Origin of the sequence: Paraburkholderia tagetis (assembly GCF_022213065.1) — a bacterium.
Lineage (GTDB): Bacteria > Pseudomonadota > Gammaproteobacteria > Burkholderiales > Burkholderiaceae > Paraburkholderia > Paraburkholderia tagetis.
Map to the genome: position 1 here is coordinate 80080 of NZ_JAKLJA010000018.1, position 20246 is coordinate 100325.

Consider the following 20246-nt stretch of genomic DNA (forward strand, 5'->3'; position numbering starts at 1 on the left):
CCGTGCATCAGCCCGTGTACCAGGCTGCGCACCAGGCAATGCACCAGGCAATGCACCAGACGCATGGCGGTACGCCAAAAAAAGAGCCGCGCCATACGAGGGCGCGGCTGCCGGATGGCATGACGCCTCACTCGCCCTGCTTCGCGGGCGCGGCGGCGGATACAGCGGCCGGCGCACCGGCCGGCGCTCCCGTGGCAGCGGACGAACCCGTAGCGGCGAAAGTCAGGCGGTCGCCGTTTTCGAGGATGAGCAGGAGCGTTTGCGGCTCGCGCATCTGCACGCCCGAACGCTGGATATGCGCGAGCGCGTCGAGATACGGGCCTTCGATTGCGCCGCCCGAGCCAATGCAAGCCATGCGTGTGCCCGCGAGCTGGCCGAACGAGAGCAGCCCGTTCTTGAGCGAGTACGTGCCCATGTAGCGATTGCAGCCCGAGAAGCCGCTCGCGCGGCGCTGGCCGTTGGCGGTGGAGAGGTCGAGCGTGATGGGCCGCGCGTTGGGCGTGCCCGCAGGTGCGCTGGCGGCGCCATTGGTGTTCGCGCCCGGCACTGCACGCAGCGTGCCGTCGGCGCGTTTCCATTCGACGAGCTGCCACTGCGTGTTGTCGAGCAACTGCGTTGCCGCGGGATTGAACGGGTCGGGGGGCGGTGCGGACGTGTCCTGATGAACCGGCAGCTTGCAGGCGGCGAGCAGCAGCGCCGTTGCAGCGGCGGCCGCGAGCGGCGCGGCGCATGAGACACGTGAGGCGAGCAGGCGCGCAATGTTGCGTGCGGCGGGGCGTGTGCTCGAGCGGTGGGGCATCGCATCGTTCCTCATAACTGGCGAAGGCGTAAGCGTAACGCACCAAGGGGCGGCATGCGAGCGCAAACGTTCTGCAAAAGTTCATCAAAGCAGGCTTCGCACGCACGATGCGCGCATGATCGGGCGGCATTCCTGGCATGATCGACGTGCATGTCGGCCGCGATTCATGCTCAATTCATCCACGCGCGGCACGCGTCGATGCGCGGGGTGTTAACATCGGCGCTCCCTCGTATTTGCCCACCATTCGCCCATTTCGAAGCGCGCGCTCTCTCGCGCTGCCTCACCGTCATTCTGGAGACATCATGCAGACCGGCACTCGCATCGGCACGCCGCTTTCCGCTTCCGCCACCCGTGTCATGCTGCTCGGCGCTGGCGAGCTCGGCAAGGAAGTGATCATCGCGCTGCAGCGCCTGGGCGTCGAAGTCATCGCCGTCGACCGCTACGAAAACGCGCCTGGCCATCAGGTCGCGCATCGCGCCCATGTCATCGACATGGCCGATCCCAAGGCGCTGCGCGCGCTGATCGATGCCGAGCGTCCGCACCTCGTCGTGCCCGAGATCGAGGCCATCGCCACCGATGCGCTGGCCGCCGTCGAAGCCGAGGGCGCCGCCGTCGTGATTCCCACCGCGCGCGCCGCACAGCTCACCATGAACCGCGAAGGCATCCGTCGTCTCGCCGCCGAGGAGCTGGGCCTGCCGACTTCTCCCTACGCGTTCGCCGATTCGCTCGACGAACTCAAGGCCGGCATCGCGAAGGTCGGCTACCCGTGCGTGGTGAAGCCGGTGATGTCGTCCTCGGGCAAGGGGCAATCGGTGCTCAAGAGCGACGCCGACGTCGAGCGCGCCTGGCAATACGCGCTCGCGGGCGGGCGCGTGAATCATGGTCGCGCGATCGTGGAGGGCTTCATCGACTTCGAATACGAAATCACGCTGCTCACCGTGCGCGCAATCGACCCGGCGAGCGGCGCCGTCAAGACGTATTTCTGCGACCCGATCGGCCACCGCCAGGTGGACGGCGACTATGTGGAGTCCTGGCAGCCGCAGCCGATGAGCGCGAAGGCGCTCGAGCGCTCGCGCGAGGTCGCGCACAAGGTGACCGAGGCGCTGGGCGGCCGCGGCCTCTTCGGCGTCGAGCTGTTCGTGCGCGGCGACGACGTGTGGTTCTCGGAAGTGAGCCCGCGTCCGCACGACACGGGTCTCGTCACGCTCGCGTCGCAACGTTTCTCTGAGTTCGAACTGCATGCGCGCGCGATTCTCGGGCTGCCCGTCGATACGACGGCGCGCGGCCCGGGAGCGTCGGCGGTGATCTATGGCGGCATGGACGCACGCGGCATCGCCTTCGAAGGCGTGGCCGAGGCGCTGGCCGTACCGGGCGCGGACCTGCGCCTGTTCGGCAAGCCCGAGAGCTTCGCGAAGCGCCGCATGGGCGTGGCGCTCGCGACAGGCGCGGATATCGACGAGGCGCGCTCGCGCGCCCGCACCGCTGCGGCTGCGGTGCGCCCGGTGCCTGGGAGCGCGTCGTAGCCAGCACGTAGAAGGCACGTAGCAGGCGGCTGCGCGAGTTACGTGACTTCGGCGGCCTGGCGCGCCGCGGCGTTGATCTGCCGCATTCGCGCTGTTCGCGCAGCTCCACGCTGTTCGCGCAGCACCAGATAATCGCCGCTTTGTCGCGCGCGCGGCAAGCCCGCGCAACCACCTAACGCAACCACGTAACGCAACCGTGCAACGCAACGCGCACCACGCCGGCGCAATGGTCCAACGCAACGCTCCAGCGCGCCGGTCCAGCGCAACACCGGGAGAACCCGCCATGATCCGTGGACGCAACGCTGCCCACCGTCTTGCCATCAGCCTTTGCACGTCGCGCGCCGCACGCCCCTCACGTCCCTCACGTCTGGCACCGCGCCGGCTCGCCCCCTGCGCGTTCGCGCTTGCCGTTCTGGGCGCGGGCATGGGAGCAAGTCTGCTGGCCCCGGCTGCACAGGCCGCCTCGCTCGATGTGCGCGAAATCCAGACCCAGCCGCGCCACACCTTCCGCTATACCTGCGCGGACGGCAAGACCTTCAAGGTCACCTACATCAACGGCACCAACGGGCAAAGCTTCGCGCTCGTGCCCGTCGAGGGCCGCAAATTGCTGTTTGTCGGCGTGATTGCCGCGTCTGGCGTGAAGTACGTGGCCGACCGCTACACCTGGTGGACCAAGGGCCCGGGCGCCGACCTCTACGATGCAATGAACGAAGGCAGTCCCAAGCCGATCCTTTCCGGCTGCGCCACGATCATGCGCTAGAGCCCGCCGCCCGGGCCTTGGCCGGAGCGCTCCCGAGCGGATTGCACGCTTGCAGGCGCGATCCGCGCCACCGGCGTAATCTGGCGGTCGGTGCGCACGATTCATGCGGATTGCGTGACTCGACGCAACGTCACACGCAACCGCACTGACCCGCGCCCGCTGAACCGCGAGGTGGCCGATGAAAGCATCCGATCTGTTCGTGAAGGCGCTCGAAGCCGAGAGCGTCGAGTACGTGTTCGGCATCCCGGGCGAGGAAAATCTCGATCTGCTCGAATCGCTGCGGCGCTCGAAGATTCGTCTGATCGTCACGCGCCACGAGCAGGCCGCGGGGTTCATGGCCGCCACCTACGGGCGGCTCACCGGTCGCACCGGCGTGTGTCTCGCCACGCTCGGGCCGGGCGCCACCAATTTCGTGACCGCCGCGGCCTACGCGCAACTCGGCGGCATGCCCATGCTGATGGTTACGGGCCAGAAGCCCATCAAGACCAGCAAGCAGGGCCACTTCCAGATCGTGGACGTGGTGCGCATGATGGAGCCGCTCACCAAGTACGCGCGCCAGATCGTCTCGATCGGCAATATTCCGGCGCTCGTGCGCGAGGCGTTTCGCCAGGCGGAGCAGGAGCGCCCGGGCGCGGTGCATCTGGAACTGCCCGAGGATGTGGCCGACGAGGAGGGCGATGGCAAGCCCATCCCGAAGAGCTACAGCCGCCGCCCCATCGCCGAGGAAAAGGCCGTCGCGCACGCGGTGGCGGCGATCTGCACGGCGCGCCATCCGCTGCTGATGATTGGCGCGGGCGGCAATCGCAAGACCACGCGCAACGTGCTGCGTGAATTCGTCGATCAGACCGGCATCCCGTTCTTCACCACGCAGATGGGCAAGGGCGTGATCGACGAATCGCATCCGCTGTGGCTCGGCAACGCCACGCTCTCGGACGGCGACTTCGTGCACCGCGCGATCGAGCACGCCGACTGCATCATCAACGTTGGCCACGACGTGATCGAAAAGCCGCCGTTCTTCATGCGCAGCGCCGAAGAAAAGACCGTCATTCATGTGAATTTTCTGGGTGCCGAGGTCGATCCCGTCTATTTCCCGCAGATCGAAGTGGTGGGCGACATCGCCAACGCCGTCTGGCAATTGAAGGAGCGCCTCAAGCCGCGCGAGCATGCGTGGGACTTCGCGCGCTTCGCGGAGATCAAGCGCCACTTCGATGCGCATCTCGCGAAGGGGCAGCACGACCCGCGCTTTCCGATGTATCCGGTGCGCCTCGTGCACGATGTGTATCAGGCGATGCCCGAGGACGGCATCCTGTGTCTCGACAACGGCATGTACAAGATCTGGTTCGCGCGCTACTACCGTGCGCGCGAGCCCAACTCGCTGCTGCTCGACAACGCGCTCGCCTCGATGGGCGCGGGCCTGCCGTCGGCCATCGCGACCAGGATCGTGCATCCCGAGCGCAAGGTGGTGGCCGTGTGCGGCGACGGCGGCTTCATGATGAACTCGCAGGAAGTGGAGACGGCGGTGCGGCTGAAGCTCGACCTCGTCGTGCTGATCCTGCGCGACGACGCCTTCGGCATGATCCGCTGGAAGCAGGAGAACATGAATTTCCCCGACTACGGGATGACGCTGCAGAACCCCGATTTCGTCGAGTACGCCGAGAGTTACGGCGCGCACGGCCATCGCGTGAGCGAAGCGGATCAGCTCAAACCGCTCATGGAGCAGTGCTTCGCGACGCCGGGCGTGCATGTGATCGACGTGCCCGTCGACTACTCGGACAACGAGCGCGTGCTCAATCGCGAGATCAAGCGGCTGAGCGCGCAGCTCTGAAGCACTGGTTTTGACGTGCCGCGTGAGCTGCGCTGCGTGAAGTCCCCTGTGAGACGCCAGGTGAAGCGCTACGTGGAGCGCTGCGGCGTCCGTGCTGGTCAACGAGCAGGCGCGCGCCTTGCTGCGCGCCCGTATTTCCGGAGAACGCGTCATGCTGAAACCGACCTATCCGTACTACCTGGCTAACGAGGCGGTCGCCGCCAACACCGATCTCGAAGTCACCGACAAATACAGCGGCGAAGTCGCCACGCGCGTCGCGCTCGCCGACGCGAAGGCGATCGATCAGGCGATCGCCGCGGCCGAGGCGGCCATGCCCGCGATGCGCACGTTCCCGCCCTTCAAGCGCCAGGCCGTGATCGACCACTGCGTCGCGCGCTTTCGCGAGCGCTTCGACGAGCTCGCGATGGCGCTATGCATCGAGGCGGGCAAGCCGATCAACGATTCGCGCGGCGAAGCCACGCGCCTGATCGATACCTTCCGCGTGGCCGCGGAGGAAAGCGTGCGCATCGACGGCGATATCGTGAACCTCGAAATTTCGGCGCGCGCGAAGGGCTATCACGGCTACGTGAAGCGCGTGCCGATCGGGCCGTGCTCGTTTATCTCGCCGTTCAACTTTCCGCTCAACCTCGCCGCGCACAAGGTCGCGCCCGCGCTCGCGGCGGGCGTGCCGTTCGTTTTGAAGCCGGCGAGCCGCACGCCGGTGGGTGCGCTCATCATCGGCGAGGTGCTGGCGGAAACCGATCTGCCCAAGGGCGCGTTCTCGATCCTGCCCGCACACCGCGACGGCGCCGACCTCTTCACCACCGACGAGCGCTTCAAGCTGCTCTCGTTCACGGGCTCGCCCGCCGTGGGCTGGGACCTCAAAAAGAAGGCGGGCAAGAAGAAGGTGGTGCTCGAACTGGGCGGCAACGCGGCGGCCGTGGTCGACGCGGACCAGGGCGCGAAGCTCGACTACGTGGTCGACCGGCTTGCGTTCGGCGCGTATTACCAGTCGGGGCAGAGCTGCATCGGCGTGCAGCGCATTCTCGTGCACGCGTCGATCTACGACGCGCTGCGCGAGAAGCTGATTGCCAAGGTGAAGTCGCTCAAGATGGGCGATCCGAAGGACGAAAAGACCTTCGTCGGGCCGATGATCTCCGAGTCCGAGGCGAAGCGTCTGGCGGGCTGGATGGAAAGCGCTGTGCTGGCGGGCGCGAAGATCATCGCGGGCGGCAAGGTCGATGGCGCGATGTTCGAGGCCACGCTGCTCGAAGACGTGGGCCGCGACACCGATCTCTACCGGCGCGAGGCGTTCGGGCCGGTGGCGATTCTCGAGCGCTTCGACGACTTCGGCCGGGCGCTCGAAATCGTCAACGACAGCGATTTCGGCCTGCAGGCGGGCATCTTCACCGATTCGCTCGCGAACGCGCATCGCGCGTGGGACGGGCTCGAGGTGGGCGGTGTCGTGATCAACGATATTCCGTCATTTCGCGTCGATAACATGCCGTATGGCGGCGTGAAGGACTCGGGTCTCGGGCGCGAGGGCGTGCGCTACGCGATCGAGGACATGACCGAGCTGCGGCTCATGGTGATGCGCGAGACGTGGTGAGCGTGGGGTGAATTCGCTGCAAAGGGCCGGATGCGGCCTGTTTTGAGACAGGCCGCCCGGCTCCGGCTCGTGCAGAAGCCCGTTCGCGCGGCCATAGGGATTTATGCCAAGGTGTTACAATACCGGCCTTTCGCCGAATTGCGTCTGCCCTCGTGGCGGGCTCTGGCCAGGCGTCACGACGTCGACATCGACAGAAGCAGCCGGGCTCAGGCGCGCATGCAAGCGTGCAGGGCGCACCGGCTGGAAACAAGGGAACGAGCAGGTCGAGCGAGGCCGTGCAGCCGGCGCTCCCTGTGCACCGCGATGGATGGCGTTCCCGCGAAAATGCCGGGCATCTTCCGCGAGCCGTCCGGAGGACGGCCGCCGCGGCCGGGAATCGGACAAAGCCGGACAAAACCCGGACAAAACCCGGGCACGAAGCCTGGCAGACGCCGGGCACAAAGCCGCTGCGGCTCCCGCAGCCCCGTAGCGCTTGCCACGTTTGCCAGCACTTTTCGAAGCAACCCGGCAGTACCCTGTAGTGATTATTTGAGGCGCGCCGCGCCTCGCGCGCATAGCGCCTTTATAGCGAAGCCACCATGTCCGACACAGCCGTCAAGCCCAGCACCGAGACCTTCGATCAGTTCGGCCTCGCGCCCGAGATCCTCAAGGCGATTCAGGAGCAGGGCTACACGACGCCCACGCCCATTCAGGCGCAAGCCATTCCCGTGGTCCTCACGGGCCGCGACGTGATGGGGGCTGCGCAAACCGGCACGGGCAAGACGGCGAGCTTCTCGCTGCCGATCATTCAGCGCCTGCTGCCACTGGCGAGCACGAGCGCCTCGCCCGCGCGCCATCCGGTGCGAGCGCTGATTCTCACGCCCACGCGCGAGCTGGCCGATCAGGTCGCCAATAACGTGCGCACCTACGCGCAGCACACGCCGCTGCGCAGCGCGGTGGTGTTCGGCGGCGTCGACATGAATCCGCAATCGGATGAGCTGCGCCGCGGCGTGGAAATCCTGATCGCCACGCCGGGCCGTCTGCTCGACCACGTGCAGCAGAAGACCACGAGTCTGGGCCAGGTGCAGATGCTGGTGCTCGACGAAGCCGACCGCATGCTCGACATGGGCTTCCTGCCGGACCTCCAGCGCATCCTGAATCTGCTGCCGAAGGAGCGCCAGACGCTGCTGTTCTCGGCCACGTTCTCGGGCGAGATCAAGAAGCTGGCCGCCACCTACCTGCGCACGCCGCAGACCATCGAGGTCGCGCGCAGCAACTCGACGGCCACTAACGTCACCCAGGTGGTCTACGAAGTCGCCGAAGGCGACAAGACCGGCGCCGTGGTGCAACTGATCCGCGACCGGGGCTTGAAGCAGGTGATCGTGTTCTGCAACAGCAAGATCGGCGCGAGCCGGCTGGCGCGCCAGATCGAGAAGCAGGGCATCGTGGCCGCCGCGATTCACGGCGACCGCTCGCAAAACGAACGCATGCAGGCGCTCGACGCCTTCAAGCGCGGCGAGATCGAGGCGCTGGTGGCAACCGATGTGGCCGCGCGCGGTCTCGACATCGCCGAGCTGCCGGCCGTGATCAACTTCGACCTGCCGTTCAACGCGGAAGACTACGTGCACCGCATCGGCCGCACGGGCCGTGCGGGCGCCTCGGGCGACGCGCTCTCGCTGTGCAGCCCGAGCGAGAAGAAGCAGCTCGCCGATATCGAAAAGCTGATCAAGCGTCCGCTGACCGTCGAGCGCCTCGTGGTCGACACGCCGGTCGCGCATCACGAAGGCGGCAGCCGTCGCCGCGATGGCCGCGATGGACGCGACAGTCATGAGGGCCGAGAAGGTCGTGGGGAGCGTGTCGGCCATCGTCGTGCCGGTGCGTACGAGCGTCCGCATCACCACCGCCCGGCGCAGCCCATTGACGATTTCTTCCTGAAACCCTACGAGCCGTCGCCGAGCGCGCGCAGCAAGGCCGAAGACCAGCCGGCGCCGGCCGCTAACACGTCGCAAAAGCAGAAGCAGCCGCTCGCGGCGCTGCTCGGCGGCCTGGGCTCGTCGTGGCGTAACAAGCCGACGTCTTCGTCGAACTGAGGCGTTCGGCGCGGCGCGGTTTCTGTTTCCTGTTCCGTTTCGCGCGTTTCGTGTGATGAAAAAAGCGGCGTGCCGGTTTCGACCGGCACGCCGCTTTTGCGTTTTTGCGCTCGAATTGCTGTGCGGAATCGTGGGTTACGCGCTCATGCGGTGGCCTGCAACTGCGCGAGACGGCGCTTCCATGCATCGATCGCATCGGCCTGAAAGGCTTCGAGCGTCGCGGGCGCCGGCTCGCGCAGTGCAAGCCCGAGATGACGCGCGGCGGCCAGCAGCGCTTCGAGCGGTCGCGTGGCATCGAGCGCCAGCGCGCCGGTCTGTTTCGAGAGCTTTTCGCCTTCCTCGTTCATGACGACGGGCACATGCAGATACGCGGGCGTCGGCACGGCGAGGCATTGCTGGAGCCAGATCTGGCGCGCCGTGGAGTCGAGCAGATCGGCGCCGCGCACGACGTGGGTGATGCCTTGCGCGGCATCGTCCACGACCACGGCGAGTTGATACGCCCACTGGCCGTCCGCGCGCAGCAGCACGAAGTCGCCGACCTCGGTCGCGAGATCCTGTTGCTGCGGGCCTTGCCAGCGATCGTCAAAGCGGATTAGCGCGGGATTGTTGGCCGCTTGCGCAGGCGCATCGTCCGGCACGCGCAGGCGCCAGGCGCGTGCGGTCTTGCCGTGCAGGCCGTTGCGGCAGGTGCCGGGATAGATCAGCGTGGTGTTGCGCCGGTGCGCGTACAGTTGCGAATCGGCGATTTCCTTGCGCGTACAGCCGCACGGATAGACATGGCCCGCTGCGATCAACTGGTCGAGCGCCGCGCGATAAAGGCTCACGCGGCGGCTTTGCCATTCGGGCGGCTCGTCGGCCTGAAAGCCGAAGCGCTCCAGCGTCGCGAGAATGTCCTCGGCGGCGCCGGGCACCGTGCGCGGGCCGTCGATGTCCTCCACGCGCACGAGCCACGCGCCGCCGTGCGCGCGTGCGTCGAGCCAGCTCGCGAGCGCCGAAACGAGCGAGCCGAAATGCAGCGGTCCGGTGGGCGAGGGCGCGAAGCGCCCGCGATACCCCTTATGCGTTCGAGCTGGTGCGCTCACGCGCGAATCAAGCGGCTTGAACGGGAGCCTGGGCGCTTGCCGCGGCGCTCGCGGCACCTTGCGCGTGCTCCGTATGACACGCCGGGCAGCTCTTGCCCACGACGTAGAGCGGCGAAGCCTGCTCGGCGGGCGTGACCACGGCGCGGCAGGCGAAGCATTGCACGGTGTCGGTGGCTTCGAGTTGCGGATTGAGCGCGGTGCGCTGATCGAACACGAAGCAGTCGCCGTTGTAGTGCGCGCCGCCCACTTCCTCGAAGTACTTGAGAATGCCGCCTTCGAGCTGATAGACGTGCTCGATCCCCACTTCCTTCATATGGATGGCCGCCTTCTCGCAGCGGATGCCGCCCGTGCAGAACGACACCACGGTCTTGCCTTCGAGATCGGCGCGATTCGCCTCGATCACGCCCGGGAATTGGCTGAACTTGTCGATGCGGTAGTCGAGCGCCTTGTCGAACGTGCCGACGTCGATCTCGAACGCGTTGCGCGTGTCGAGCATGACGACGGGGCGGCCTTCGTCGTCGAAGCCGCGATCGAGCCATTGTTTGAGCACGACCGGCGCGACCGAAGGCGCGCGGCCTTCCTCGGGGCGGATCGCGGGCTTCTTCATCGTGATGATCTCGCGCTTCAGGCGCACAAGCATGCGGTTGAAGGGGCGCGTTTCCGAGAAGCTTTCCTTGAACTGCAGCGTCGCGAATTTGCCTTCGAAGAGCGGATCGTGGTTGATGTAGTCCATGAAGGCGCGCACGTTGCCTTCATCGCCCGCGACGAACAGATTGATGCCTTCCGGTGCGAGCAGGATGGTGCCCCGCAAATCGAGTGCATGGCAGCGTTCGAGCACGAGCGGACGCCATTCGGCGGTCTTGTCGAGGGTCGCGAACTGGTAGGCGGAGAGATTGAGAATACGCATGGCCAACTTGAAAACCTGAATCGGACGGGCCCGCTGCGCAGCGGGCGTAATCCGCTATTATCCCTCAACCCGACGCTGCGGCGCCGCTCGCGCGCCATGCCGCATGCCGCGCGAGCCTGATGGCGCGCAAGGCCTTATCCGTATGGCCGGCGCATCGCCATGCTCGCAGGCGGCGGCCAAAATCGCCGGACCGTAGAGTTACAATGACGCCCATGTCAGATCCCCGCTTCGTCCATCTCCGCGTCCACTCCGAATTCTCGATTGCCGACGGCATCGTGCGCCTCGACGACCTCGTCAAGGCGGCGGCCAAGGACGGCCAGGGCGCGCTCGCGCTCACCGACCTCGGCAATGCATTCGGCCTCGTCCGTTTCTACACCGAAGCCCGTGGCAAAGGGGTCAAACCCATTGCCGGCTGCGATGTCTGGATCATGAATCCGGACGACCGCGACAAGCCTTCGCGTCTGCTTCTGCTCGTGAAGGACAAGCGCGGTTACCTCAACCTCTGCGAACTGCTTTCCAAGGCGTGGCTCACGAATCAATATCGAGGCCGCGCGGAAATCGACGTCGCGTGGCTCGAAGCCGGGCTGGCCGAAGGGCTGCTTGCGATCTCGGGCGCGCAGCAGGGCGATGTGGGCCTCGCGCTTGCGGCGGGCAACGTCGAAAGCGCGAAGCGTCACGCGCAGCGCTGGGCGAAACTGTTCCCGAACGGCTATTACATTGAATTGCAGCGCTGCGGCCAGCCGGGCGCCGAGCAATATATCGAGCAGGCCGTGGCCATCGCGGCGCAATTGCAACTGCCGGTCGTGGCCACGCACCCGATGCAGTTCATGACCGACGAGGAATACACGGCGCACGAAGCACGCGTGTGTATTTCGGAGGGCGACATCCTCGCGAATCCGCGTCGCCCGAAGCGCTTCACGATCGACCAGCGGTTTCGCAACCAGGAAGAAATGGTCGCGCTGTTCGCGGACATTCCCTCGGCCATCGCGAACACCATCGAAATCGCGCGGCGCTGCAATCTCACGCTCGAACTCGGCAAGCCGAAGCTGCCGCTCTTTCCGACGCCCGACGGCATGTCGCTCGACGACTACCTCGTGCAACTCTCGAAAGAGGGCCTCGAAAAGCGCCTCGTGCAGCTTTACCCCGAGGAAGCCGAACGCGAGAACGAGCGCGCGCGTTACAACGAGCGCCTCGAATTCGAGTGCGGGACCATCATCAAGATGGGCTTCCCGGGCTACTTCCTGATCGTCGCGGACTTCATCAACTGGGCGAAGAACAACGGTGTGCCGGTGGGGCCGGGCCGGGGCTCGGGCGCGGGCTCGCTGGTCGCATACGCGCTCGGCATTACCGATCTGGATCCGCTGCGCTACAACCTGCTGTTCGAGCGCTTCCTGAATCCGGAACGCGTCTCGATGCCCGACTTCGACATCGACTTCTGCCAGCACGGGCGCGATCGCGTCATTCAGTACGTGAAGGAGAAGTACGGCGCCGACGCGGTCTCGCAGATCGCCACCTTCGGCACCATGGCCGCGAAGGCGGCGGTGCGCGACATCGGCCGCGTGCTCGACCTCGGCTATAACTTCACGGACGGCGTGGCGAAGCTCATTCCGTTCAAGCCGGGCAAGCACGTCACCATCGCCGATGCGATGAAGGAAGAGCCGCTCTTGCAAGAGCGCTACGACAACGAAGACGAAGTGCACCAGCTGCTCGACCTCGCGCAGCTCGTGGAAGGTCTCACGCGTAACGTGGGCATGCACGCGGGCGGCGTGCTGATCGCGCCCGGCAAGCTCACCGACTTCTGCCCGCTCTACACGCAGGGCGACGAAAGCGGCGTCGTGAGCCAGTACGACAAGGACGACGTGGAAGCCGTCGGCCTCGTGAAGTTCGACTTTCTGGGTCTCACCACGCTCACGATTCTCGACTGGGCCGAGCGCTACATCCGCATGCTCGACCCGTCGAAGAAAGACTGGTCGCTCGCCCAGGTGCCGCTCGACGACGCACCGTCGTTCCAGATCCTCAAGAAAGCGAATACGGTCGCCGTGTTCCAGCTGGAAAGCCGCGGCATGCAAGGCATGCTCAAGGACGCGCAGCCCGACCGCTTCGAGGACATCATCGCGCTCGTGGCGTTGTATCGTCCGGGTCCGATGGACCTGATTCCGAGCTTCTGCGCGCGTAAGCACGGCCGCGAAGTGGTGGAGTATCCCGATCCGCGCGTCGAACCTGTTCTGAAAGAGACCTACGGCATCATGGTCTATCAGGAGCAGGTGATGCAGATGGCGCAGATCATCGGCGGCTACTCGCTCGGCGGCGCCGACTTGCTGCGCCGCGCGATGGGCAAGAAGAAGCCCGAGGAAATGGCCACGCACCGCGAGATTTTTGCGGAAGGCGCGGCAAAGAACGGCCTCACGCGCGAGAAGGCCGACGAGACCTTCGACTTGATGGAGAAGTTCGCGGGCTACGGCTTTAACAAGTCGCACGCTGCGGCCTATGCGCTGCTCGCTTATCACACGGCGTGGTTGAAGGCGCACCATCCGGCCGAATTCATGGCAGCGAATATGTCGCTCGCCATGGACGATACCGACAAGGTCAAGATTCTTTTCGAGGACTGCCTCACCAACAAGATGGTCGTGCTGCCGCCGGACGTGAACGCGTCGGCGTATCGCTTCGAGCCGGTGGCCGATGCCAACGTGGCCGAAGGCAAGCGCTCGCGCACGATCCGCTATGGCCTCGGCGCGATCAAGGGCAGCGGCCAGAACGCCATCGAGGAAATCCTGCGCGCGCGCGAAGAAGGCGGTCTATTCAAGGACCTGTTCGACTTCTGCGAGCGCGTCGACCGCCGTCTCGTGAACCGTCGCACGATCGAGGCGATGATCCGCGCGGGCGCGTTCGACACGATCCACGCGAATCGCGCCCAGTTGCTCGCATCGGTGCCGATGGCGATGGAAGCCGCCGAGCAGGCGAGCGCCAACGCCATGCAGGCGGGCCTTTTCGACATGGGCGACGCGCCGCTGGCCGCGCATGAGCTGGTGGACGAGCCCGCCTGGGGCGACAAGCGCAGGCTCCAGGAAGAGAAGGGCGCACTTGGCTTCTACCTCTCGGGCCACCTGTTCGATGCCTACAAGGACGAAGTGCGGCGCTTCGTGCGCCAGAAGATCGGCGAGCTCAAGGAAGGGCGCGACAAGCTCGTCGCGGGCGTGATCGCTTCGCTGCGCACGCAGATGACCCAGCGCGGCAAGATGCTGATCGCGCTGCTCGACGACGGCACCGGCCAGTGCGAAGTGACGGTGTTCAACGAGCAATACGAGGCGCACAAGGCGCTCTTCAAGGAAGACGAGCTACTCGTCGTGCAGGGCGGGGCGCGCAACGACGCGTTCACGGGCGGTATCCGCTTCACGGTGGATACCGTGATGGATCTGGAGCGCGCCCGCAGCCGCTACGCGCAGGCCGTGAAGGTGCAGATGAACGGCAACGCCAATGCAGGCGCGCTGCGCACGGTGCTCGAAGCGCATCGCGCGAAGCCCGACGACTCGCTGCCGGCGCCCGTGGTGGAGACGCGCGGGCGTGGCGGTCGCGATGGCGGCGGTGGTGGTGGCAGCTACGGTGGCGGCGGCCGGGGCCGCGAGCGCGAGCAGGTCGTCATTCCGAACGGCCTCGCGGTGCAGATCGTCTATAGCAACGAGCGCGCGCAAGGCGAGGTGCGTCTGGGCGACGCGTGGCGCGTGAAGCCCACCGACGACCTGCTCGCCGCGTTGCGTGGCGAGTTCGCAGGCAGCTCCATCGAGATCGTTTATTGATCGGTCTTCAGCGCGCGCTCGGCAGGGTGGCCGTTGAGTAGCGTGAGCTTGAGAAAGCGGTAATAAACCGTTTCCGCGTTGAACACCGCAATCATGAAGCCCGCGCGGCCATCCAGAAACCCCGCACGCAGCACGTAGGTGCGCACGAACGCCCATGCGCCACGCACCACCGCCTTGCCGACGCTGCCGCCCTTGCCGGCGGCTGCGCGCTGCTCGGCGCCCGCACTCGAATAGGCGTCGAGCTTGCGCAACACGTCGTCGAAATCCGTGTAGGAGTAGTGCAGCAACTTGCCTTCGAGTCGTTGCGCGCTCGCCGTGAAGACGAGCCGCTCATGCACGAGGGCATCGGAGAAGCGCGCGGTGCCGCGCCGGAACAGCCGCGGAATCCAGTCGGGATACCAGCCGCTGTGGCGAATCCACGAGCCGCAGAAGCTCGAGAGCCGGTCGACGGCGTAGACGTCGGTCACCGGCGCGGCGATGGCTGCGCGGATCGAGCCGGCCAGTTCAGGCGAGACGATTTCGTCGGCATCGATCGAGAGAATCCAGTCCGTTGCCAATGCGTCGATTGCGCGGTTTTTTTGTGTGCCAAAGCCCGGCCAGGTCGTTTCCTCGATGACGCGTGCGCCGTGGGCGCGGGCGATTTCTGTAGTACCGTCGGTGCTGCCGCTGTCGATGACGACGATGTCGTGGGCGAACGACAGCGCGTCGAGGCATTGAGCGAGCCGCGAGGCGGCGTTTTTCGTAATGATGGCGACGCCGAGCGTGGTCTGTGTCATGCGACTGTTTCGTGTGGAAATGCGCCGGGAGGCGCGCCTGGCAAGTATATACATAGCGGCACATACGCATGTCGCATGCACGGGTGTCCCGCTTCGAACGTATACAATGCTGTGCCTTGCGGTTGGCCCGCGTAGCCGGGGGCCGCAGGGACGTTGATCTGGGCGACCCGCCCATGACCGGGCTGTATCTGGGGCGCTAACAGAACCGGAGTCAGTGCGTCCTGCGCATGGCTCCTGTCGCGTCACCCAAAAATAAGCCGATTTCCAGTACACGCCTTTCCAGAGGATGCCTTGAGCGAGACCTCCCGACAATCCACCCTCAGCAAACCGATCGGCTCCGGCACGAAGTCCAGTGCCGCATCGGTCGGACGGCGCCTCTGGCCGTATATCAAGCCGCTCATCTGGGTGGCGATTGCGGCCATCGTCACGCTTGCGATCGTGGCTGCGACCGAGGCCGGCATTCCCGCGCTCCTCAAGCCGCTGCTCGACCACGGCTTCGGCACCAAGGGCAGCCCTAACGCCAGATGGATCGTCCCGGCCGCCGTGATCGGTCTCGCGCTCGTGCGCGGCCTCACGCAGTACGCGTCCGGCTATCTGCTCCAGTACATGACCAACAAGATTCTGCTCGAGCTACGCCTGAAGATGTTCGAGCGCATGATTCATGCGAGCGTCGGCTTCTTTCAGCGCGAGACGGCGAGCACGGTCATCAACGCGATCGTGTTCGAGGTCAACCAGATCCTGGGCGTGCTGTTGAGCGTGCTGGTCACCTCCGTGCGCGACTCGCTCACGGTGATCTTCCTGCTGGGCTACCTGTTCATTCTCAACTGGCGCCTCACCTTGATCGTGGCCGTGCTGCTGCCGGCCATCGGCTGGCTCGTCAGCAAGATCAACCGGCGCCTGCGCCGCCTGAACCGCGAGCACCAGGCGCTCACGAACGAGTTGTCGTACATCGTCGAAGAGACGGTGGGCGGCTACAAGGTCGTCAAGGTTCACAACGGCGAGCAGTACGAAATGGACCGCTTCGGCGAGATGAGCAAGCGCCTGCGCGGCTATCAGATGCGCATGACGATCTCGGGCGGCCTTGCGCAGCCGATCACGCAGTTCCTCGCCTCGATCGCGCTGGCGGTCGTCATCACGATCGCGGTGGTGCAAGCCTCGCACGACCAGACGACCGTGGGCGGCTTCGTCGCCTTCGTGACGTCGATGCTGCTCGTGATCTCGCCGCTCAAGCATTTGATCGACGTGAACCAGCCGCTGCAACGCGGCATGACGGCCGCCGAGCTCATTTTCGGCCTGATCGACGAGCCGGCCGAGCCGGCGGGCGGCGGCAAGCCGCTCGAGCGCGCGCGTGGCGAGATCGAGTTTCGCAACGTGTCGTTCTCCTATGGGCCCGGTACGCGCTCGATCCTCGATAACGTGACGTTCAGCGCGGCGCCGGGCGAGATGATCGCGCTGGCAGGCCCCTCGGGTAGCGGCAAGACCACGCTCGTGAACCTGCTGCCGCGCTTTTTCGATCCGAGCGGCGGCGCGATTCTCGTCGACGGCGTGCCGCTGCCGGAGTACGACATCCACGCGCTGCGCAGCCAGATTGCGCTGGTGAGCCAGGACGTGACGCTCTTTAACGACACCGTCGCGAACAACGTGGCCTACGGCGAGAAGGCCGACGCGGCACGCGTCGAAGACGCGCTGCGCGCGGCCAACCTCTGGGATACGATCTCGGCGCTGCCCGAAGGCATCGCAACGCTGGTCGGCGACAACGGCATGAAGCTCTCGGGCGGGCAGCGGCAGCGTCTCGCGATCGCGCGCGCGATCTACAAGGACGCGCCGATCCTGATTCTCGACGAAGCGACTTCAGCGCTCGACTCGGAGTCGGAGCGCCATGTGCAGGCGGCGCTCGAAACGCTGATGAAGGGCCGCACGACGCTCGTGATCGCGCATCGGCTCTCGACCATCGAGCGCGCGGACCGCATTCTCGTGATGGAGGCGGGCCGCATCGCCGAGCGCGGCTCGCACCAGCAACTGCTCGAACAGCGCGGGCTGTACGCGCATCTGCATAAGATCCAGTTCCAGCAGAACGCGGCGTGAGCGTCGGAGTGGGGCGCCCGATGTTCGGGCGCCTTGCGGCTTGTGCCGGGCCCCAACGGGCTGTACTACGAAGCGCGGCGCTTTCCGGCTAGCCCGGGGGCCGTGGGTGGATCAGCGAGTTGAGGCGGTGCAGCCACGCCGCGGCGGCTCAGTGCGCTGTCGCGCTGCCTTCGAGTTCGCGCTTGCGCGACGCGATGATCGCCAGGAAAACAGCCGTGAGCAGCGAGATCAGGACGACGACCTGGATCGGCACCAGCACGTCGATCGTGAGCCCGAAGAGGATCGTACTGAACGACACCGCGAGGCCGCTGCAGGCGGCGGTGCGGATGACCGTGTCGGCGGCGCGGCACGCGCGCCAGAAATAGACCGACGTCCCGAAGTAGAGCAGAAATAGGGTTGCGGCGCCCATGGCGCCCATTTCGGCGATGGCCGAGAAGAAGTCGCTGTGCGCGCGCTCATTGACGATCTGCTGGCTGGCCTCGCCGTGCTGCGCGAGATCGGCGAGCGCCAGTTTCAGGTGACCCTTGCCCACGCCGTAGACCGGATGGCGCTCGAACAGCGTCACCGATGCGTTCCAGAGCTGCAGGCGCAGCCCCACCGAGGTGTCCTTGTCGCCGCGTTGCATGAGGGCAAAATCGGAGCTGGCGTCGGCCACGCGGTGGCGAATGCCATTTGTCGAAAACAGCGCGCCGGCGGCTGCGGCGAGCAGCACCAGCGTCACGACCACGCGTTTCCAGTGCGAAAACCAACCGTACTGCACGCCGAGCAGGAGTGCGAAGACGGGTACCGCGATCCAGCCGCCGCGCGTGCCTGAAAGATACGAAACGAAGCCGCCCGCCACGAGCGCGGCGAGTTTGACGATAAGCGCGAGTGGGCGCGCCTTGCGGTCCCAGCCGAAGGTGAATATCGAGAGGAAGGCGAACAGCAGGGCCGTGTCGCCGAACGGGATCGCATTCGTGTAGTAGTTCGAGAGGCGCTCGGTATCGTTCCAGCCGCCGGCGGGGCGGTCGATGAAAACCCAGGCGCTCGCTGCGAGCGCACCGAGTGCACAACCCCAGCCGACGACCGTGAGGCGGCGCGAAGGCAGGCGGCTAAGCAGCAGGAAGATCGGCAGCGCGAGCGCGAGGCGCGAGAGGGCGTCGAACTGGTGTGGCGCCCAGTAGCCGAGCAGCGGCTGCTGGAGCACGACCACGACGAGCGGGGCGAGCATCGCGGCCGTGTACCAGCGGTATTCGCACCACGGCGCGAAATAGCTGCGGTCGTGACGATATGTGTACGCGCCATAAAGCGCAAACGCCAGCAGCAGGAAAAAGCAGTAACCCGTACCGCCGCGCCAGACCAGATTCGTGGCGGGTCCAACCGCGAGTAGCAGGGTAACGATTGGAGCCAGGCGGCGAAGATAGGTCGTCGTATCGTGATTCATGTCGGCCGGCGCAAATCGGATGGGCAGTCAGTTGTTATGTCGGTGTAGCCGGGCAGTTGCGCCGTTGCGCTCGCTCGGCCAGCATAAGCCTGTCATCGGGGCGGACAGGTCCTGCTGCCCATTAGCCGAACGATTATACCGGAGGGGGTTTTGGGTATGCGCGATGCGCTGACGGACATAGCGCTTGGCGTATTACAGGACTTTCCGCAGATTGAGTAGGACATGGCTTGGCCTGGAAGCGCGGAAGGCATCGCTGTTGCACGGAACTGGCGCTTTATAATCGGCCCACGCGAAATTTGCGCGCAATCATTTTTTGTCGGACGGGTCATGAAGGTTGGAATTTCCAGCAACGCGCTCAAGCACAGTGGCGGCCTGGAACGCTACGCGATGGATCTCATCCGGGGTCTGGCCGCGCGCGGCGTGCGGCCCGTGTTCTTCGCACGCAAGTTCGACCCATCCGTACCCGAATACGCGCTCGTGGAGCCGCATCGGATCAACGTCTCGTTGCTGCCGGGAAAGCTGCGCGACATGTGGTTCGCGCGGCGGCTGGCCACCTTGCGCCGCCGTGCGGGCGTGGACGTGCTGATCGGCTGCAACCGCGTCGATTCCTCGGAGATCGCCATCTGCGGCGGCACGCATCGCGGCTTTCTGCGCGCGACGGGGCGCACGCTGCGCGGCTCCGACAGCCGGCAGATCGCGCTCGAAAGTCAGCAATACGCGCGGTCGCGCGTGATCGTCGCGCATTCCGATCTCATGCGTTCCGAACTGCGCGAGTTTTATGGCGTGGACGAGGCAAAGATCCGCGTGCTCTGTCCCCCCGTGGATGGCGAGCGCTTCTCGCCGGTGGACGCCGGCACGCGCGCCGCGCTGCGCAGGCAATACGGGTTCGCCGACCACGAAACGGTCTTGCTCTTTGCGTCGAGCAGCCACGAGCGCAAGGGTCTGCCGCTCATCGAGCAGGTGATCGAGGCACTGGACCTGCCCGTGGTCGTGGCCGTGGCCGGGCGTCCGCCCGAACGCACGAGCACGCGCGTGCGCTACATCGGCTATGTGAAGGATCTCGAAAACGCCTATCGCGCGGCCGACTACTCGATCCTTGCGTCGACTTACGAGCCGTTCGGACTCGTCGGCATCGAGTCGGTCATGTGCGGCACGCCCGTGATCTTTTCGTCGAATATCGGCTGCTGCGATGCCATCGCCGATAGCGCCAAATATCTGTTCCGGCCCGGCGATGCCGCCGACCTGCGCCGCGCAATCGAAGCGGCCGTGGCGGCACGTGGACGACGCGTCGAACCGGCCGCGTCCGCCAAACCCGCCAATGCATCAGGCTCCCATCCCGACATCCTGTACGACGCCAGCGTGCAAGCCCACGTGGACGCGCTGCTCGAACTCGTCGCGGATATTTCGCCAACCCGCTAGTCTGCGCCTCGTGCCCGCCTCGCGCTTGCGTTCGCATGGCGCGAGCGTGGGCGATTCCGCTGCAAACGCCCGCCACGCGGCACTTTCAGCGATTCTTCCGAAGTCTGGAAGAGTCTCATTTGGTTTTAGGGGTTAACCCTGGTGTCTGACAGGCATACGATGCGTACATCGGTCGCATGCACATACACACAGTCGC

The 20246-nt window shown here is 65.8% G+C and carries 13 protein-coding genes; 8 read left to right on the forward strand and 5 right to left on the reverse strand.

From position 1 onward, the window contains the following. Positions 1-127: 127 nt before the first annotated feature. Complete coding sequence (locus L5014_RS20830; RefSeq protein WP_238465637.1) at positions 128-799, reverse strand: META domain-containing protein; 672 nt, start codon at positions 797-799, stop codon at positions 128-130. A 302-nt stretch (positions 800-1101) separates the two neighbouring features. Here L5014_RS20830 and purT point away from each other — a divergent pair, with 302 nt between their 5' ends. The 5 genes from purT to L5014_RS20855 all read left to right on the forward strand — a co-directional run bounded on the left by purT (position 1102) and on the right by L5014_RS20855 (position 8564). Continuing rightward, positions 1102-2322, forward strand: a complete 1221-nt coding sequence (gene purT / locus L5014_RS20835; protein ID WP_238465638.1) for a formate-dependent phosphoribosylglycinamide formyltransferase — start codon at positions 1102-1104, stop codon at positions 2320-2322. A 283-nt stretch (positions 2323-2605) separates the two neighbouring features. Continuing rightward, the gene (locus L5014_RS20840; protein ID WP_238465639.1) at positions 2606-3082 is read left to right on the forward strand and encodes an MliC family protein; all 477 of its coding nucleotides are present in this window, start codon (positions 2606-2608) and stop codon (positions 3080-3082) included. A 178-nt stretch (positions 3083-3260) separates the two neighbouring features. After that, on the forward strand, positions 3261-4907 hold the full coding sequence (locus tag L5014_RS20845) for an acetolactate synthase large subunit (RefSeq protein ID WP_238465640.1): 1647 nt from the start codon (positions 3261-3263) through the stop codon (positions 4905-4907). Positions 4908-5058: 151 nt separating this feature from the next. After that, positions 5059-6495 (forward strand): aldehyde dehydrogenase family protein, encoded by a 1437-nt coding sequence (locus tag L5014_RS20850; protein ID WP_238465641.1) that lies wholly within the window; start codon positions 5059-5061, stop codon positions 6493-6495. Positions 6496-7073: 578 nt separating this feature from the next. Further along, a complete protein-coding gene (locus tag L5014_RS20855; RefSeq protein WP_238465642.1) occupies positions 7074-8564 on the forward strand; it encodes a DEAD/DEAH box helicase in 1491 nt (496 codons plus the stop codon). 143 nt (positions 8565-8707) lie between these two features. On the opposite strand, the gene gluQRS is transcribed toward L5014_RS20855, so the two are convergent. Continuing rightward, a complete protein-coding gene (gene gluQRS / locus L5014_RS20860) occupies positions 8708-9646 on the reverse strand; it encodes a tRNA glutamyl-Q(34) synthetase GluQRS (RefSeq protein ID WP_238465643.1) in 939 nt (312 codons plus the stop codon). 7 nt (positions 9647-9653) lie between these two features. Then, on the reverse strand, positions 9654-10553 hold the full coding sequence (locus L5014_RS20865) for a sulfurtransferase (RefSeq protein ID WP_238465644.1): 900 nt from the start codon (positions 10551-10553) through the stop codon (positions 9654-9656). A 203-nt stretch (positions 10554-10756) separates the two neighbouring features. Here L5014_RS20865 and dnaE point away from each other — a divergent pair, with 203 nt between their 5' ends. Continuing rightward, on the forward strand, positions 10757-14347 hold the full coding sequence (gene dnaE, locus L5014_RS20870) for a DNA polymerase III subunit alpha (RefSeq protein ID WP_238465645.1): 3591 nt from the start codon (positions 10757-10759) through the stop codon (positions 14345-14347). Here dnaE and L5014_RS20875 read toward each other — a convergent pair. Beyond that, complete coding sequence (locus L5014_RS20875) at positions 14341-15123, reverse strand: glycosyltransferase family 2 protein (protein ID WP_238465646.1); 783 nt, start codon at positions 15121-15123, stop codon at positions 14341-14343. The two genes, dnaE and L5014_RS20875, sit on opposite strands and share 7 nt — an antisense overlap. A gap of 330 nt (positions 15124-15453) precedes the next feature. On the opposite strand from L5014_RS20875, the gene msbA reads away from it, so the two are divergent. Continuing rightward, positions 15454-17208: a lipid A export permease/ATP-binding protein MsbA gene (msbA, locus tag L5014_RS20880; RefSeq protein ID WP_238465679.1), complete on the forward strand. Its 1755-nt coding sequence runs from the start codon at positions 15454-15456 to the stop codon at positions 17206-17208. A gap of 148 nt (positions 17209-17356) precedes the next feature. Here the strand turns inward: msbA and L5014_RS20885 are convergent, their stop codons facing one another. After that, the gene (locus L5014_RS20885; protein WP_238465647.1) at positions 17357-18631 is read right to left on the reverse strand and encodes an O-antigen ligase family protein; all 1275 of its coding nucleotides are present in this window, start codon (positions 18629-18631) and stop codon (positions 17357-17359) included. Between the two features lie 327 nt (positions 18632-18958). On the opposite strand from L5014_RS20885, the gene L5014_RS20890 reads away from it, so the two are divergent. Further along, entirely contained in the window at positions 18959-20050 is a 1092-nt protein-coding gene (locus tag L5014_RS20890; RefSeq protein WP_238465648.1) for a glycosyltransferase family 4 protein, read from the forward strand. Positions 20051-20246 lie beyond the last annotated feature (196 nt).